Source organism: Rhizobium sp. 22-785-1 (assembly GCF_053521965.1).
The window spans coordinates 794,379-812,345 of the sequence record NZ_JBNWDI010000001.1; the positions used below are offsets into that span (position 1 = coordinate 794,379).

15 protein-coding genes are annotated in these 17,967 nt (G+C 58.0%); 6 read left to right on the forward strand and 9 right to left on the reverse strand.

Features of this window, described 5'->3' with window-relative positions; all coding sequences use genetic code 11:
* Positions 1-116: 116 nt before the first annotated feature.
* Positions 117-1,070: an HD-GYP domain-containing protein gene (locus ACQZ5M_RS03725; protein ID WP_296077495.1), complete on the forward strand. Its 954-nt coding sequence runs from the start codon at positions 117-119 to the stop codon at positions 1,068-1,070.
* 48 nt (positions 1,071-1,118) lie between these two features.
* On the opposite strand, the gene bglA is transcribed toward ACQZ5M_RS03725, so the two are convergent.
* The gene (bglA, locus tag ACQZ5M_RS03730) at positions 1,119-2,792 is read right to left on the reverse strand and encodes a beta-galactosidase BglA (protein ID WP_449079101.1); all 1,674 of its coding nucleotides are present in this window, start codon (positions 2,790-2,792) and stop codon (positions 1,119-1,121) included.
* 166 nt (positions 2,793-2,958) lie between these two features.
* Between bglA and ACQZ5M_RS03735 the strand changes: the two genes are divergently transcribed.
* Together ACQZ5M_RS03735 and ACQZ5M_RS03740 are read left to right on the forward strand one after the other, a co-directional pair.
* Positions 2,959-3,876, forward strand: a complete 918-nt coding sequence (locus ACQZ5M_RS03735) for a sugar kinase (RefSeq protein WP_449079102.1) — start codon at positions 2,959-2,961, stop codon at positions 3,874-3,876.
* Between the two features lie 235 nt (positions 3,877-4,111).
* Positions 4,112-5,161: a bifunctional monoglucosyl/glucuronosyl diacylglycerol synthase gene (locus ACQZ5M_RS03740; RefSeq protein WP_296077489.1), complete on the forward strand. Its 1,050-nt coding sequence runs from the start codon at positions 4,112-4,114 to the stop codon at positions 5,159-5,161.
* 266 nt (positions 5,162-5,427) lie between these two features.
* Here the strand turns inward: ACQZ5M_RS03740 and ACQZ5M_RS03745 are convergent, their stop codons facing one another.
* The 4 genes from ACQZ5M_RS03745 to ACQZ5M_RS03760 form a co-directional block, all read right to left on the reverse strand.
* Positions 5,428-6,036, reverse strand: a complete 609-nt coding sequence (locus ACQZ5M_RS03745) for a DUF2026 family protein (RefSeq protein WP_296014511.1) — start codon at positions 6,034-6,036, stop codon at positions 5,428-5,430.
* 238 nt (positions 6,037-6,274) lie between these two features.
* Entirely contained in the window at positions 6,275-7,699 is a 1,425-nt protein-coding gene (der, locus tag ACQZ5M_RS03750) for a ribosome biogenesis GTPase Der (RefSeq protein WP_449079103.1), read from the reverse strand.
* Positions 7,700-7,831: 132 nt separating this feature from the next.
* Positions 7,832-8,503, reverse strand: a complete 672-nt coding sequence (locus ACQZ5M_RS03755) for a tetratricopeptide repeat protein (RefSeq protein ID WP_449079104.1) — start codon at positions 8,501-8,503, stop codon at positions 7,832-7,834.
* A 157-nt stretch (positions 8,504-8,660) separates the two neighbouring features.
* Entirely contained in the window at positions 8,661-9,245 is a 585-nt protein-coding gene (locus tag ACQZ5M_RS03760) for an NnrU family protein (protein WP_449079105.1), read from the reverse strand.
* A gap of 138 nt (positions 9,246-9,383) precedes the next feature.
* On the opposite strand from ACQZ5M_RS03760, the gene ACQZ5M_RS03765 reads away from it, so the two are divergent.
* Entirely contained in the window at positions 9,384-10,376 is a 993-nt protein-coding gene (locus ACQZ5M_RS03765; protein ID WP_449079106.1) for a polysaccharide deacetylase family protein, read from the forward strand.
* A gap of 171 nt (positions 10,377-10,547) precedes the next feature.
* Here the strand turns inward: ACQZ5M_RS03765 and sbmA are convergent, their stop codons facing one another.
* The 4 genes from sbmA to glpK all read right to left on the reverse strand — a co-directional run bounded on the left by sbmA (position 10,548) and on the right by glpK (position 15,508).
* Positions 10,548-11,819: a peptide antibiotic transporter SbmA gene (gene sbmA, locus ACQZ5M_RS03770; RefSeq protein ID WP_113261591.1), complete on the reverse strand. Its 1,272-nt coding sequence runs from the start codon at positions 11,817-11,819 to the stop codon at positions 10,548-10,550.
* 184 nt (positions 11,820-12,003) lie between these two features.
* On the reverse strand, positions 12,004-12,756 hold the full coding sequence (gene map / locus ACQZ5M_RS03775) for a type I methionyl aminopeptidase (protein WP_296040510.1): 753 nt from the start codon (positions 12,754-12,756) through the stop codon (positions 12,004-12,006).
* Between the two features lie 55 nt (positions 12,757-12,811).
* Positions 12,812-13,873, reverse strand: coding sequence for an LLM class flavin-dependent oxidoreductase (locus ACQZ5M_RS03780; protein WP_449079107.1), 1,062 nt, complete (start codon positions 13,871-13,873; stop codon positions 12,812-12,814).
* Positions 13,874-14,014: 141 nt separating this feature from the next.
* Positions 14,015-15,508 (reverse strand): glycerol kinase GlpK, encoded by a 1,494-nt coding sequence (glpK, locus tag ACQZ5M_RS03785; RefSeq protein ID WP_449079108.1) that lies wholly within the window; start codon positions 15,506-15,508, stop codon positions 14,015-14,017.
* Positions 15,509-15,663: 155 nt separating this feature from the next.
* On the opposite strand from glpK, the gene ACQZ5M_RS03790 reads away from it, so the two are divergent.
* Positions 15,664-16,440, forward strand: coding sequence for a 3-hydroxybutyrate dehydrogenase (locus ACQZ5M_RS03790; RefSeq protein ID WP_296019867.1), 777 nt, complete (start codon positions 15,664-15,666; stop codon positions 16,438-16,440).
* A gap of 55 nt (positions 16,441-16,495) precedes the next feature.
* Positions 16,496-17,965, forward strand: a complete 1,470-nt coding sequence (gene xdhA, locus ACQZ5M_RS03795; protein ID WP_296080697.1) for a xanthine dehydrogenase small subunit — start codon at positions 16,496-16,498, stop codon at positions 17,963-17,965.
* Positions 17,966-17,967: the final 2 nt, after the last annotated feature.

Below are 17,967 nucleotides of genomic sequence, written 5' to 3' on the forward strand. Positions count from 1 at the left end.
AACCATGCATTGAGCTGGAGTTTTACTTCACGATCAATCAGATGATAACATCAATTTAATACAGCGTAACTATCGTATATACATCTATCCTTGACCGATAAGATGGGAGAGAAATATTGGTCATAAAGCGCATCGACAAAAATCAACTTGAAATTGGGATGTTCGTCGAAGCGATAGAAGGTCCGTGGCAAAACGATTCATCCGTTGGAAGACGTTTTGTTGTCAAAGACGCTACTCAACTGGCATCAATCTTGAACGGCAAAGTCAGCGGCGTTTTCATCAACACCGCACTTGGCAACAATACCGTTCGGGACAGCAGCGCCTCACCGGCCTCAAAAAGCATGAAGTCTGCGACCAAAGAGGAAAAACTTCTCGTCGCGCAGCGGATTCATTCTCAGGCGGACGAGACAAGAACGCTTCTTCAGGGCGTCTTCGAGGGTAAAGACATCAGCATAGATGCCTTCACTCCGCTTGCCGACGACGTTGGTCGGACGATGGACGAAAATCCCTCGCTTTTCATGGGCATGTCTCGCCTGCGGTCGCGCGATACGGCCACCTTCGTGCATTCGCTCTCCGTCGCAGCGCTTCTTGTCCACTTTGCCCGGTCGCTCGAGATGGATGAAAAGACCGTCCAGCTCTTGTGTATTGCAGGCCTGCTGCATGATGTCGGCAAGCTCGCAATCCCGATCCATATCCTGCACAAACAGGGACCGCTCGACGCTGAAGAAAGAATCATCGTTCAAAATCACACTGAACAAGGCCATCGGATTCTGAAGAAGCAGGAGGGCATGCCTCAGATCGTTCTGGACATCTGCCTTTCTCATCATGAACGTCTGGACGGCAAGGGCTATCCGAACGGAATAAAAAGTAACAAGATCAGCAACGAGGTCCGGATGAGCACGATCTGCGACGTGTTCGACGCGCTGACATCGGCCCGCTCCTACAAGAAAGGCTGGTCGTCGCAACAGGCCCTGACCTGGATGATGGCGCATGAAGAGCAGTTCGACAGGACACTCCTGCGCCGCTTCATCATCAGCCTCGATCCGGAGATGACCAAGGGCGTGATCTGAGAAAGCATGTCGTGTGAAGGCGTAACGGCCAAGTAAGAGCTCGACCGATCACACCTTCTCCACGCGACCGCAAAAGGCATCCAGCGGCTCCAGCTTCACGCTGTCATTGTGGAATGTCGGCTCAAACCCCGGCAGTCCCAGATGCTCGATCAGGCGAAGCTCCGGCGGCAGACGGAAGTCGACGGGCTGGCGTGTCAGATTGAAGACGAAGAGCAGTCTCTCGCCGTTCTTGTGACGGGTAAAGACCAGCACATCCTGATTGGTTTCCAGGAACTCCATAGCACCGTCACGAAGACAAGAATGGCTGCGCCGGAAGGCCAGCATCGCCTTGTAGTGATTGAGAACCGAATCCGGCTTGCGCTCCTGCCCGTCGGCGGCCAGCATCGCGTGGACGTAGGGAACCGGCAGCCAAGGCTTTTCGGCGGTGGTGAAGCCGGCATGCGGTTTGCCGGTTTCCCACACCATCGGCGTGCGGCACCCGTCGCGACCCTTGAAGGCAGGCCAGAAGCGGATACCATAGGGATCGCGCAGATCCTCGAAGGCAAGGTCGGCCTCCGTCAGCGCCAGTTCCTCTCCCTGATACAGGCAGATGGAGCCGCGCAGCGATGCCAACACGCAAATCGCAAGTTTCGCGACACGGGTCTGCTCCTCCACATTTTCCGCAAAGCGCGTCAGATGGCGTATCACGTCATGATTGGAGAAGGCCCAGCACACCCAGCCGTCGGTCACGGCTTTCTGGAAACCATCGACTGCGCCGCGAATATGGCTGGCTGTGAAGTCCGGCCCAAGCAGATCGAAGGTGTAGCACATGTTGAGCTTGTCATTGTCCGCCGTGTAAGCAGCAACCGTTTTCAGCGAACGTGCGCCATCGCCCACCTCGCCCACGGTCATTCGCCCCTCATATTCATCCAGAAGAGTACGAAAGCGTTTGAGAAAGGCGAGATTCTCGATCTGTGTCTTGTCGTAGAGATGGCTCTGCATACCATAGGGATTGACGTCCGGCGCATCGAGACCGGCATCGTCACTATCGGGTTCGTGCGGCGGGTTGTTACGCAGCAGCTTGTCGTGGAAGTAGTAGTTGACCGTGTCGAGGCGGAAACCGTCCACACCCCTCTCCAGCCAGAACCGGACGGTTTCCAGCAGTGCATCCTGCACCTCCGGATTATGAAAATTAAGGTCCGGCTGCGAGCCGAGGAAGTTGTGCATGTAATATTGCTTGCGCACTCCATCCCATTCCCAGGCGGGCCCGCCGAAAACGGAGAGCCAGTTGGTGGGCGCCGTGCCATCCGGCTTCGGGTCCGCCCAGACATACCAGTCCGCCTTGGCATTGGTACGGCTCGTCCGGCTTTCCTTGAACCACGGATGTTGATCGGACGTATGCGAAATCACCTGATCGATGATGACCTTCAGTCCCAGCCGATGCGCCTCGGCGATCAGCGTGTCGAAGTCCGCAAGTGTGCCGAACATCGGGTCCACGTCGCAATAATCCGAAACGTCATAACCCATATCCGCCATGGGCGAGGTAAAGAACGGCGAGAGCCAGATACCATCCACGCCGAGCGCGTGGATGTAGGGCAGATGTTTGGTGATGCCGGCAAGATCGCCGAAACCGTCTCCCGTCGTGTCCTGAAACGAGCGTGGATAGACCTGGTATATGACCGCTCCCCTCCACCAGTCTGCATCGTGAACTTTGTGTCCGGTGGTAGACGTGGCTTGCGGCATGAACGATCTCCGAAGTGAAGGTGCCCAACCATATAAAGCCCGGACTGATCCGTAAACGGCGAATGCCGATTGAATGTGAGTTCGCGCCCTCAAACGGCATCCACCGCCCTTGCAAGCGCGGCTGTGGCGTCGTAATGGCGAAGCGTCACGACACGGGGAGAGTGCAGTGGGTGGACGGTTTCTTTCGATCGGCGAATGCATGGTGGAGCTCTCGCAGGCTGGCGACGGTCTTCTGCGCAAGGGCTTTGCCGGGGACACGCTGAACACCGCCTGGTATGCACGCGCCTGCCTGCCGCAGGACTGGTCGGTGGATTATTTCACCGCGCTCGGTGACGATCCGCTCTCTCAGGAAATGCTGTCCTTCATCGAAGGTGCTGGCATCGGCACGAAACACATCTCCCGAATCCAGGGCGGCACGCCCGGCCTCTACCTCATCAATCTGAAAGACGGCGAGCGCACCTTCAGCTATTGGCGCAGCACCTCTGCCGCCCGCCAGCTTGCCACCGATGCCGACCATCTGCGCAGCACCATCGAGGCTGCCGATATCGTCTATTTCTCCGGCATCACGCTCGCCATTCTTGCCACCCCGCTAGCGGTCGACAGCTTCCTGTCTGAACTGCGTCGTGCGAAAGCCGCTGGAAAACAGGTGGTCTTCGACCCCAATATTCGCCCCCGCCTTTGGGCCAATCGCGAGATCATGCTGGAAACCATCACAAACGGCGCGCGCGCGGCTACGCTCGTCATGCCAAGCTTCGATGACGAGGCGAGCAACTTCGGCGATGTCGATGTGGAAGCCACCATTGCCCGCTACCGCGCACTCGGCGTCGCCAATGTCGTGGTGAAAGATGGCGCAAAGGGCGCGACACTCGATTTCGGCGGTGAGCCCAGCCATGCGCCAGCCGTTCAGGCGGTCAAGGTCGTGGATACAACGAGCGCCGGGGACAGCTTCAACGGCGCCTTCCTTTCACGCTTCGTCACCGGCAGCACACCGGAAGAAGCCGCAACCTTTGCCGCCAAGGCAGCGGCAACCGTCATCGGTCACCACGGCGCTCTGATCAGCCCCGAGCTCCTGCCCAAGGCATAAAAGACGAGGACAGTCTGTTCGAGACCTGTCGTTGTGCTGCCAAAATGTCGATTTCGGGCACCGGAGCGCCGCCTGCCGAGCGTCGATCAGCACCGCAAGCATGGGAAATTGCCATTTGCAGGCAGCCAACGGGATTGTTGGATAGGCTGTGACATGATGCTGTAACACGCCCGTCGCATACACGCGAAGGCCGGTAAATCACCGGGAGTCGCAAGTGCGCGAGGGTCGGCACAGCATGACCAGAATTACCATCGTCACGGATGCCTGGCATCCACAGGTCAACGGCGTCGTCCGCTCCATCGAGAATACCAATGCCGAGCTGGAGCGCATGGGCGTGGACGTCTGCATGGTCACGCCACAAAGCTTTCACTCGATACCCTGCCCCACTTATCCGGAAATTCGTCTCTCAGTCGCAAGCTATCGTCGCGTTTCGGCAGAGATTGAGAAGGGGCAGCCGTCCTACGTCCATATTGCCACGGAAGGTCCACTCGGCTTCATGGCGCGCCGCTGGTGCATCAAGCACGGTATGCGCTTTTCAACGAGCTACCACACCCGTTTTCCAGAATATGTGGCGGCCCGCTTCCCCGTGCCGGAAAGCTGGCTCTACGCTTTCGTACGCTGGTTCCACAATGGCGGCAGCGCCTGCATGGTGGCAACGCCAAGCCTTGAGACGGAACTCCAGTCCAAGGGCGTGAAGAACCTCAAACGATGGAGCCGTGGCATCGACGCCAAGCTCTTCCGTCCCAGGCCGAAGGACGAACGCCCCTTCGGCCTGCCCCGCCCGATTTTCATGACGATCGGCCGCGTTTCGGTGGAAAAGAACCTCCCCGAATTTCTCGATCTTGATCTGCCGGGCTCCAAGGTCGTGGTGGGCGACGGACCCGCGCGCACCGAGCTCCAACAGAAACACCCAGACGTCCTGTTTACCGGCGTGAAGACCGGTGAAGACTTGGCAAGGGCCTATGCTCAGGCCGATGTATTTGTCTTCCCCTCCAAAACCGATACCTTCGGCAACACCATTCTGGAAGCGCTATCGAGCGGCGTTCCCGTTGCAGCCTTTCCGGTAACCGGTCCGGTTGATATTCTCGGCGGTCATCCGAAAGCCGGTGCGCTGTCTGAGGATTTGCGCAAAGCCTGCCTTGCGGCGCTGGATTGCTCACCGGAAGCAGCTCTTGCGGTTTCCCGCAACTACTCCTGGGAAAAGGCGTCGCGCCAGTTCCTTGACAATGTGACCTCTGCGGCAACCAGCGGCCTCCCGGGCTTCTGCGCCGCCCATGCGCTGTGAGCGGATTACGAGTGAGCGGCCTGCATTTTCAGTAGACGCACGCGCCCATTACTGTCAGAAGGCGTCAGGACGCGACTGCCGTTATCTTTAGAACGGGGTCGGGCTGCTGATTGACGTCAGGCGGCTGCCGCGAGGTTACGCAGGCCGTCCTATTTCTCTCCAAAGCGTGTCACGATCTCTCAGATTCGCTCATACGCTTTAGATCTTTGTTTTGTCGCATGTCGTTATCGCAAAACCGCTGCGCACTTTTGCGCGCATGCTTTAGATCACCAAGAGCCGGTCAGTGAGTTGCCGACAAGCGGAATCGTGCGGCTCTTGCCATTGCTATCGCTGACCGAGATGTCACTCTGCATCTGCTTCGGCGATTTGCGAAACCAGCCGGCGGCGATCGAGGCGAGATCACCTATCATCCCGTGCTTGCGCCAGTCGACAAAGCGCTTGGCCATCGCATCTGCTTCATGCTTGAAGAAGAAATCGCCCGACTGCGACAAGTCGTTGATGGAGGAAGCCATGGATGACAAGGGCTTCTGAAACATCTTCGACGGAACCGAAAGGCTCTGCGCGGCTTGCGGAAACGCCGGCGCCATGAAATCGACGACCCAGTCCTCCGCCTCCACCCAGCAATGGAAGTTTTCGCCAGCACCCGTCACATGCCCGTCATCGCGATGATCGGCAAAGAGCAGCATCGTGCCGTCGAGGTTATAGGCCGCCAGCCCACCCTTCGGCTTCGCCTTCACCTTGTAATGATGCTCCAGAATGAAGGCGCCGAACGTGCTGAAATACATAGACGCCGTCGCCGGATCGGCGTTCTCGTTGAGAAGCAGGCTGTTGATGACGCGATAGATGCGATGATAGTCGCTCTGCTTGATCAGCATGATGTTTGACCTGTCATTTCAAGTTTGTAAGACGCATGCGGGCGATAGGTCGCGATGTTGGCATGGACAAAGGACGCTCTCTCCCGCGCCGCCAATTCCTCTGCCGTCATCCTCGGCCTTGAGCCGAGGATCCACAACGTCACCGTCAAGCGCTTCCAAACATGGATCCTCGCCTCAAGGGCGAGGATGACGCAGAGCGTGGAGTGACGGACTTACGCGTGCCTCAACTTCACAACGACTACCGCTTCTTCGCCTTGTGCTCGAACGGATTGTCGGAGCCGCGATAATGCACCCGGATCGGTACGCCCGGCATATCGAAATCCTTGCGCAGACCATTGACGAGGTAGCGCGTGTAGGATTCCTGAATAGCCTCAGGCCGGGTGCAGGAAATCATGAAGGCCGGTGGGCGAGCCTTGACCTGCGTCATGTATTTCAGGCGCAGACGACGGCCCGATACAGCCGGTGGCGGATGCTGGGTGACCTGCATATCCAGCCAACGGTTGAGCTTGGCGGTGGAGATGCGGCGGTTCCAGACCTTGTCGGTGTCGATGATGTTCTGCATCAGCCGGTCGAGGCCGTAGCCCGTCTGGCCGGAAATCGGCACCGCGCGAATGCCGCGCGCCTGTGGCAGAAGACGCTCAGTCTTTTCGCGCAGATCGGCAAGAAATGCCTGTGCGTCTTCCACCAGATCCCACTTGTTAAAGGCCAGAACCGCAGCGCGGCCTTCGCGAATGACCAGATCGACGAGCTGCAGATCCTGCTTTTCGAAAGGAATGGTCGAATCGAAGACGATGACGACGGTTTCGGCAAAGCGGATGGAGCGCAGCGAATCCGCCACCGAAAGCTTCTCGAGCTTCTCCGTCACCTTCGCCTTGCGACGCATACCGGCCGTGTCGAACATCTTGATGGTGCGGCCGCGCCAGTCCCATTCGACCGAAATACTGTCACGCGTGATACCGGCTTCCGGGCCGGTCAGAAGACGGTCTTCACCGAGGAAGCGGTTGATCAGCGTCGACTTGCCAGCATTCGGACGGCCAATAATCGCCACACGCAGTGGCTTGGTATCGTCATAGGCGGGCTCGTAATCTTCGTCTTCTTCCTCGTCGCCGGAAAGCACAACGTCGGTTTCGGCCTCTTCGAAAGCGTCGTCCGGCGGAAAAGCAACATCCTCCCCAATGGCGGCAACGATGGCATCGCGCAGATCGATCATACCCTGACCATGCTCGGCGGAAATCGGGCATGGCTCGCCAAGACCGAGCGTATAAGCGTCATAGAAACCGCCGTCCGAGCCACGCGCTTCGGACTTGTTGGCAACGAGCACGACGGGCTTTCCGCGACGGCGCAACATTTCACCCAGCGTTTCGTCGGCGGGAGTAAGGCCATATTTGGCGTCCACGACGAAGAGCGTCAGATCGGCTTCCTCGATCGCCTCTTCCGTTTGCGCCCACATGCGGCCCTGCAGCGTCTCCGGTGCGGACTGCTCGAGACCTGCGGTATCGATGATGGTGAAACGCAGGTCTATGAGCTTTGCGTCGCCCGGACGACGGTCGCGGGTAACACCCGGCGTGTCGTCCACGAGCGCCAGCTTCTTTCCGACCAGACGGTTGAAAAGCGTGGATTTGCCGACATTCGGACGTCCGACGATGGCGACGGTGAAAGTCATGATAGTGCCCTAACTTCTATAGCGTCGGACCGGAAACCCAACGGGCTCCGGTCCGACGCCTTCAACAGAAAACCTTTGCAGCACGTCATGCCCCACCCATGGGCCAAGCAACGTGCCGCAGGAAATGAGAATTTACGCTGCCTTGCCGGATGCGGCAATATTATCGAGCATGATCTGCGCGCGTTGCGCGACATTGCGTGGTGCCTGAGCATCGCCGGTAATGAGTTCGAACCACTGCTTTGCCTGGGCAAAGTTACCGGCCTTGTAAGCAGCAAGACCGAGCGCTTCGCGTGCCGAATTGCGCAGCGGCTGAGCATCATCCGAGAGGGCTTCTGCTTGCGCTGAAACCTGCTCGTAGGTGCCATTATCAACGAGGAGCCACGCCGCGCGCACCTTGGCGATGTCACGGAAAATCTGGGGCGCGCTGGTATCGTTGCCAATTGCGGTAAACGCAGCGACAGCTCCGGCGGTGTCGCCCTTCTGCGCAAAAAGCGTGGCCGCACGGAACTTGGCCAGAACCGGATACGAACCGTGGCCCGCCGTCTCCAGATCGGACAGGGCCTTTAGCGCTTCGTCGTTCTTTCCTTCGGAGGCAAGCTTCAAGGCGTTGGCGAACTGGTCACCGGAAGCCGAGGCACGGCTGTTGCTCCAATATTCGTAGATGCCGGCGCCAGCGGAAGCCAGAACGATCAAAATGGCGGCGCCAATCACGACCGCACCATAACGTCCCCAGAAATTGCTCAACCGCTCGGAGCGGATCTGCTCGTTCACTTCGCGGATGAAGCTGTCATTCTCGTGCGCCATCGAATTCTCCGTTACCCGCACCGAGAGGCGAACGCCGATCGGTCTGCGGACATGCCAAGGCAATCTGGTCGCGGCAAGCCGACAAAAGGCCAACCACATTTATTGGTGGGCCTTCTAGCCTATTTTCCTTGAGATGTAAGGGGGAAACGTCAGTTTCCTACATCGCAATCGGCTGGACGCCAATCAACCATTCGTGCAGCTTCCAGATGAAAGCGGCCCACAGTACGATGCCGAGAAGCACCGCGATCAGATCGTAACGCGCCGAAACGAACGGACGAACGAGATTTTCGCCCGCACGCGCACGTCGCTTCAGGAATATCCGCATCACCACGCCCCAAGCGAGGAACGAGGCAAACAGGATGACGGACGATGTCTCGCCATTGGCGAGAAGATGCGCAAAAGCCCAGATCTTCACCGACAGCACCAGTGGATGCTTCGTCTTCGCCACGATGTGCCCGGCTGGCAAGGCACTTGCCACAAGACAGATCATCGCAATGAGCATCAGCGTCACGGCAATATGCGCCATCCAGATTGGCGGGTAATAAAGCATCCCCGTCATCTGTCGCGCCTCATTGAAGGCATAAGCGACGAAGGCAATGGTAAAAATGCTGACGAGCGAATAGACGCCCTTGAAGGGCTTTTCGCCCAGCCCGTCGATCAGACGCGCACGGAACGCTGGAGCAACCAGCCTGAGAGAATGGGTGGCGAAGAACAGGATGAGGGAAACGACAAGCAGAAACATGTTGGCGTCCTTGCGCGGAAGGGAAGATAATCTTTTGACAATGAGTTATGGCTAAATCCCCCGAAAAGCCAGTCAAATCAAAGCTTCGCCTTATTCCAAGCTCAAAAGGCCGCTTTTGAAAATTCTGCGTGGTTCCTGATGTTGCGTTCGCTTGCCCTCCTGCCCCTCCTCCTTGCCTCTGCGTCGATAGCGCAGGCGGAAGATGTGCAAGCGTCACCCAAGCCAAAGCAGTTGGTGCTGGTTTCCTTCGATGGCGCAGGCGACAACGCGCTTTGGCAAAGAAGCCGAACTACCGCAAAGGAAGTCGGCGCGCATTTCACCTATTTTCTTGCCTGCACGCTGGTGATGGACCGCAAGACCAGTGCAAAAAGCTATCAAGGTCCAGGCCAGAAACTCGGCCGCTCCAATGTCGGCTTTGGCCAGTCGGTGGACGAAGTGGCAACGCGCCTGCGCCACATCTGGGACGCTCACCAGGAAGGCCACGAAATCGCCAACCACACCTGCGGCCATTTCGATGGCGGCAACTGGACGGCGGATCAATGGGACGCAGAGTTTACCACCTTCACCAGCACGCTTGGAAACGCCTGGGCGGCAATCGGCAAGAAGGATGAGGAGCCGCAGGGCTGGCACGATTTCGTGCGGGGCATCAATGGCTTTCGCGCACCCTATCTATCGCAGAGCGATGCCCTCACCGCAGCCCAGAAGAAGCACGGCTTCGTCTTCGACGCCACCAGCATCACCAAAGGACCGGCATGGCCCATCCGCAAGGACGGCATCGAACATTTCGGTCTGCCATTGATCCCCGAAGGCCCCGGCGACCGCCCGATCATCGCCATGGATTACAATCTCTTCGTCCGCCACTCCATGGCAATCGAGACACCTGCCAAATCGGCCGAATTCGAAGAGCGCGCCTACACGGCTTTCCGCGCCGCCTTCGACAAGCAATACGAGGGCGAACGCATTCCGCTCCAGCTCGGCTTCCATTTCGTCAAGATGAACGGCGGTGCCTATTGGAACGCCTATGAGCGCCTGCTGCGGGAAGTCTGCAAAAAGGATGATGTCGCCTGCGTCAGCTATGAAGAGGCGATGCCGATGATCGACGCGCGGCGTAAGGAAAAGTCGCAAGGGTGAGAGAGCATTAGCGGTAGGTTTCGCGCCTGTCCGCTGCATGGCGCAGAAGAACAAACGACCATTTCCGCGCGATGGTAGATCGTTACCCGACCATTCGTAACCGTTGAAACAAAAATCCTCGGGCCGAGCCCGAGGATCAAAAAAAGAAAGCATTAAGAGCTTCACCCCACCTTATGTGGGCTTATTTGCAGCCAACTCGCCCTCTTCAGCTTCACGCTTCAAATAGCGCTGGTCGATTTCCGGCAAAGGCTTGTCATCGATGGCCGCTTCAAATGCCTTCAAGCGTTTGTGGATCGAGAGCAGTTCGATGATCGTGGTCCAGGAGTTCACCAGATACTGGAACGAGTTGCTGACCTGGCCAAAAGCGGTCGCGATCTGTTGATAGATACCGTAGGTGATCTTGCCGGCAACGATGGTCGGGACGAGCATCAGCAGCAGAAACACGGCATCTGCCTGAATGTAGAAATACCGCGCTACGTTAAAGTACAGATAATGCCAATACATACGGAAATAGTTCTTCCGCACATTTGAGAAGAGCTGCTTGACCGTAATTGGGTCGGCCCTGTCCGCATGATCTTCACCGTAGACAAGCTCTTTACGATAAGCGGCTTCGACGCGTTGGTTGCGGAAGTTAAGCCCCGGCAGTTTGATACCGACCGTTGCCAGCAACACGGTGCCGAAGGCAGACCAGAGGATGGCAAGCCAGAACAGCGCGTGCGGCACCTCGCCGATGATCGGTAACTCGCTCACATAGCTCGAAAGCCCGAAAAGGATCGGCAGGAACACAACGAGTGTCATGACGGAATTGATCAGCGTGATGCCAAGGCCTTCCAGGGTAGCCGAGAAGCGCATTGTGTCTTCTTGCACACGCTGGGATGCACCTTCGATATGACGCAGCTTCTCCCACTTCGACATGTAAAAATCATTCATCGCCGTGCGCCAGCGGAAGATATAATGGCTTGTGAAGAAGTCGGTCAGGATCGACACCGCCATGCTGAAAAAGACAAGCTTCGCGAAGACGATCTGCAGGCTGTAGAAATCCCAGGTGGTGATACCGGGTTGCTTGCTGAGCGCATTCTGCAAAAGGTCGCCAAAGGGGCGGCGGAAGTTGTTGATGACGACTGTGACCTGGACACCGAAATAGGTGACGGCAATGATCAGAAGCGAGCCCCAGACAGACCAATATTTCCACGGATGCTCCCGTGCAACGATGGTCCAGAACAGACCGAAAGCTGCAAGGCAAAGCGCCAGATATGAATAGAAAAAGAGATTTGCTGGAACGAGGAAATAGGTGAGATCGTAGGGTTCCTGCTCAGGCATCACGTAGCCAAGAGAACGCCCCCACGGATCGACAACAAAATACCAGCCTAAGATCGCAACCAGCGCCCAAACAATGGCAGAGGTAAAAAACAGCTTGGGTTTGGGAAAGAAGGAATGAAACACGTTCGAACTCTCGCGAGCTTGAGATCAGCCATTATTGGCGAAGCAGATTTGGGGAGAAATTAGGCCAGAGATTTGCACGACGCAATGCAGCAAACGCTAAGTTACGAAGATGTAAGGCGAAACGGGCAAGTCCGGCTTGATCATTACGAAGGCACTACAGCGCAGCCGTGCAACACAGTTCCTTTTACTCGGCAAGCGTCAGGATCAGCGGTCCGTTTTTGGTGGCCACCACCGTATGTTCGAACTGCACGGTCGGTGCGCTCGGGTCGCTGAATAGCGTCCACGGATCGTCATCGCCATCCTCGGCCCAATAGGCGCCCATGGAGAGGAACGGCTCGACGGTAAACACCAGGCCTTCCGTCATGATCCGGGTTTCATCCTTGTCCGGCCAGGTGGCAAGTTCCTTCGGCTCCTCATGGAGCGAGCGACCAATGCCGTGGCTGGCGAGATTGGTGATCAGCGTATAGCGGTTCTTCTTGGCGAAAGCCCCGATGGAGTTGCCGATGTCAGCAAGCGGGCGGCCAGCCTTGACCTGTTGCAAGCCGGTCCACATGGCGCGCTTGCCATCGCGGCACAGACGCTCGATCTCCTTCTTGACCGGCGGCACGGCATAGGATGAGCCGGTATCGCCAAAGAAGCCATCTTTGACGGCGGAGACGTCGATATTGACGAGATCGCCCGCCTTGATGATACGCGGACCGGGAATACCGTGAGCCACTTCCTCATTGACGCTGATGCAGGTGGCGCCCGGAAACTCATAGCAGAACTCGGGCGCCGACTGCGCGCCATTGCTTTCAAGAATGTTGCGACCAATGGCGTCGAGTTCGGCAGTGGTAATCCCCGGCTCAAGCGCGTCGGCCATGGTCTGCATCGCAAGCGCGCAAATCCGGCCAACATCCTTCAGCTTGTCGAGCTCTTCTTCCGTCGAGATAACCATTCTGCGTCCATATCCTGCGCAATGTCTTCGGCAAAGGGCGCCAAAAGGCGCCCGATCATGCCGTGGCTTTCGCCCTATCGGCACTGCCAGTCAATTCTTTTCTGACGATTGGGGCGACTTTCGTGCCGTAAAGCTCGATCCCGCGCATGATCTGATCATGCGGCATCAGACCGATTGCCATCTGCAACAGGAAGCGATCATTCTTGAAGACGCCATGCGCCTTGATGATTTTTTCCGCCACCAGTTCCGGCTCGCCGAGGAAGAGATTGCCCTCCGCACTTCGTGCCATATCGTAATGCGCCCGGTTCGTCGGGCCCCAGCCGCGCTCGCGGCCAATCCGGTTCATCACCTCCGCCTGCGGGCCATAAAACTGGTCTGCTGCCTTGTCGGTGGTATCGGCAATGAAGCCGTGGACATTGATGCTGGTCTTCTGCTTCTCAACCGGCTGGCCTGCCCGGCGCGCCGCTTCCCGGTAAAGATCGAATAGAGGCGCAAAGCGACGGTACTCGCCGCCGATGATGGCAAGCGCTACCGGCAGACCCATGGCCCCGGCACGCGCCACCGATTGCGGTGTGCCGCCAACCGCGATCCACACGGGTAGAGCCTCTTGCAACGGACGGGGATAGACACCGCGCCCGTTGATCGGCGCACGCTTTTCGCCCGACCAGGTGACGATTTCGCGATCTCTCACTGCCAGAAGCAGGTCGAGCTTTTCGGCAAAGAGATCGTCATAGTCCTCGAGATTGTAGCCGAAGAGCGGATAGGACTCGATGAAGGAGCCGCGCCCCGCCATGATCTCGGCACGCCCATTCGACAACAGATCGACGGTGGCGAACTGCTGGAAGACGCGGATCGGATCATCGGAGCTCAGAACCGAAACGGCACTGGAAAGGCGGATGGTCTTCGTCTTGACCGCCGCAGCCGCGAGCACGGTCGAAGGCGAAGAGACGACATAGTCGGGACGATGATGTTCCCCCAGCCCGAAAACATCGAGCCCCACCTGATCGGCAAGCTCGATCTCTTCCAAAAGGTTCTTCAGGCGACGCACACCTTCCGGGCCACGACCATCAGCCGGGTTCGGATTGACATCGGCAAATGTGTAAAGGCCAAGTTCCATGGGTGCGCTCCTCGCTTTGTCCGGAGCGCTCGCTTGCAAAAACTGGCTACGCTCATGCCCTCAGATAGACATCGAAGGTTCCCGGCGCAAATTCAAAATCTGAACCGGAAACTTCGATTTTCTCGATGGATGGAGCAGCGCTCAAACGTTGCTGAGCGTGCGGCGCACCGCGTTCTTCCAGCCTTTCAGCTTGCGTGCACGAACCTCGTTATCCATCTTCGGTTCGAAGCGGCGGTCGCGCGCCCAGGTTTCGGCAAAGGCCTTCATGTCCGGCCACACCCCTGCCCGGCTGCCCGCAAGCCAGGCAGCACCGAGTGCCGTCGTCTCAAGGATCACGGGACGGTCCACCGGCGCATCGATCAAGTCGGACAGGCGCTGCATGGTCCAATCGGAAGCCACCATGCCGCCATCGACGCGAAGGACGATATCGCAATCGTCGTTCTTCCAGTCTTTGTGCATGGCATCCAGAAGATCACCCGTCTGATAGCAGACGGCTTCCAGTGCCGCGCGCGCGAACTCCGCAGGACCGGTACCGCGTGTCAGGCCAAACATCGCGCCACGCGCTTCCGCATCCCACCAGGGCGCGCCAAGACCGACGAAGGCCGGCACGAGATACACCTCCTGCGCATCATCCGCCTTGTCTGCCAGCGTTCCGGTTTCCGAAGCAGAGCCGATGACTTTGAGCCCGTCGCGCAGCCATTGGACCGCAGCACCGGCAACGAAGATCGAACCTTCCAGCGCGTAATAGGACTTGCCGTCCAGACGATAGGCGATCGTCGTCAAGAGGCGGTTCTTGGACCGGACGATGTCCTCGCCGGTGTTCAACAGCGCAAAGCAGCCTGTGCCGTAGGTGGATTTCAGCATGCCCGGCGAAAAGCAGGCCTGCCCGATAACAGCGGCGTGCTGATCTCCGGCGACACCGAGGATCGGGATTTCCGCGCCGAACAGCTCGCCATCCGCCACGCCGAAGTCTGCGGCGCAATCCAGAACCTCCGGCAGCACGGATTTGGGCACATCAAGAATGTCGAGGAGTTCCTTGTCCCAGACATTCTTCTCGATGTTGAACATCAGCGTGCGCGAAGCATTGGTGGCATCGGTCACGAAGGAGTTGCCGCCAGTCAGTCGCCAGATGAGGAATGTATCGACCGTTCCGAAGCAAAGCTCGCCCTTCTCCGCCCGCTTGCGCGCACCCTTCACATTGGAGAGCAGCCAGGAAAGTTTGGTGCCGGAAAAATATGGGTCGAGCAGCAGACCGGTGCGCTTGGCAAAGATCTTCTCGTGGCCGGCCTTTTTCAGCTTGTCGCAAAGCTTTGCCGTGCGCCGGTCCTGCCAGACGATGGCATTGTGCAACGGTTTGCCGGTTTCGCGGTCCCAGATCAGCGTCGTCTCACGCTGATTGGTGATGCCGATGGCTGCAATGTCGGATCCCTGCAGATTGGCTTTCTTGAGAGCTTCCTTGATCGACCACACGACCGTTTCCCAGATTTCCTCGGGATCGTGCTCCACCCACCCGGAATTCGGGAAGATCTGGCGAAACTCCTTCTGGCCTGATCCGACAACCTTCATGGACGCATCGAAGATGATCGCGCGCGTCGACGTGGTGCCCTGGTCAATGGCGATAACGTATCCGCCCATTCATTCCTCCCTGAAATCAATCGCGCGCACCACAATATGCTCAACAGACAAAGTCAAGCCACAAGCGGCGTCCGTTTCGAATCCAATTGCCAGTTCCCCCGGTTTGAGCATAACGTTGTCTAAAGTCTTGCATCGACGTCAAAAAAGGGGAACGCATGCTAAGGACAGTGATCGTTACCGGCTCGACCAGCGGAATTGGCTTAGGCATCGCGCAAGCCTTCGCCAATAATGGCTGCAACGTCATGCTGAACGGCTTCGGCGATTCCGACGATATCGAAAGCAACAGGCTTTTGATGGAGGCAGAAAGCGGCACCCGCGTGCTCTATCACCCCGCTGATATGACGAAACCGGAAGAGATTTTCGACCTCGTCAAGACCACGCATGAGAAGCTTGGTTCGGTGGATGTGCTGGTCAACAATGCCGGTGTCCAGCATGTAGCCCCGGTGGAGGAATTCCCGCCGGAACAATGGGACCGTATCATCGCCATCAACCTGACGAGCGCCTTCCACACCATGCGCGCCGTCATCCCGCTGATGAAGACAGCAGGCAGAGGCCGCATCATCAACATCGCCTCCGCCCATGGGCTTGTGGCCTCGCCATACAAATCTGCCTATGTTGCGGCAAAACATGGTATCATGGGGCTTACGAAATCCGCTGCACTGGAGTTGGCGGAAACCGGCATCACCGTCAACGCCATTTGCCCCGGCTATGTGCTGACCTCGCTGGTGGAAAAACAGATACCGGATACTGCAAAGGCGCGTGGCATCAGCGAGGAAGCCGTGAAGAACGATGTTCTCTTACGCCTGCAGGCAACGAAGGAATTCGTCAATGTCGAGGATGTGGCCGCCACCGCGCTCTTCCTGGCAAGTGACGCGGCCAAGCAGATAACCGGCACGCATATTTCCATCGACGGCGGCTGGACGGCGCAATAGACCCGAATAAATCACTTCATTCGGGTGGACTCCGAAACAGATACGAAGGCAGTGCATGAAAGACGCAATCAGCTTCATCCTCAATAACGAGACGATCACTCTGTCGGACTTTGCGCCGACGGAAACCCTGCTCGATTATCTGAGGCTGCGCAAACGCCTGACGGGCACCAAGGAAGGCTGTGCGGAGGGCGATTGCGGCGCCTGCACGGTGTTGATCGGCAGGTTGCTGGAAGGCTCGCTGCGCTACGAAAGCGTCAATGCCTGCATCCGTTTCCTAGGCTCGCTGCATGGCACCCATATCGTCACGGTCGAGCATCTGGCGCGAAAGGACGGTACGCTTCACCCGGTCCAGCAGGCCATGGTGGATTATCACGGCTCGCAATGCGGCTTTTGCACGCCGGGCTTCGTTATGTCGCTCTACGGTCTTTGGCTTTCCAGCGACAAGCCCTCGCGGGCTGAGATCGAGAAAGCGCTGCAAGGCAACCTCTGTCGGTGTACCGGCTATGAGCCCATCGTCAAAGCCGCCGAGAGTGTCACCGCCGCACGGCCCAGCACGCTTTTCGACCCCATCGAAAGCGAGCGCTCCACCATCATGTCGCGCCTTTGGGGCATCCAGCAGAACGATACGATCACCGTAACCAAGGATGGTCATCGCACCATCATTCCGGGCAACCTCACCGATCTTGCCAACGCCTATGCTGCGGAACCGAAGGCCACTATCGTTGCCGGTTCCACCGACGTGGGCCTTTGGGTCACCAAGCAGATGCGGGAGCTTAAGACCGTCATCTTCATCAATCACCTGAGCGAGCTGCAATCGATCTCCGTGTCGGAAGGCATGATTTCGATTGGCGCCGGAGTGACTTACGCGCAGGCCTTCAACACGCTTGCCGACCATATCCCGGCCTTCGGTCGCCTGATCGACCGCCTCGGGGGGCAACAGGTGCGCAACATGGGAACGATCGGCGGCAACATCGCCAATGGTTCGCCCATCGGCGATACGCCCCCGCCGCTGATTGCACTCGGTGCGACGCTGACGCTGCGCTCCACTTCCGGCAGCCGCACGATCCCGCTCGAAACTTTCTTCATTGAATATGGCAAGCAGGACCGTCTGCCCGGGGAATTCGTCGAGAAGATCGAGGTGCCGCTGCCTGCAACCGACACTCATTTTGCCATCTACAAGATTTCCAAGCGCCGCGATGAGGATATCTCGGCACTCTGCGCCGCCTATCATCTCGCGCTTGGCGAAGACGGCACGGTCAGCGATATCCGCATCGCCTTCGGCGGCATGGCCGGTACGCCAAAGCGCGCCACGGCTTTGGAAGAGGCGCTGAAGGGCAAGGCCTGGACGCAAAGTACCATGGATGCCGCGCGCGATACCATCGACGCGGATTTCCAGCCGCTGACCGACTGGCGCGCCACCGCGCAGTACCGCCAGCTAACGGCAAAGAACCTGCTGACCCGTTTCTTCCTGGAGACATCGGGGACGCCGCAGGAAATCAGGCGCTTTGCGCTTGAGGAGGTCTGACA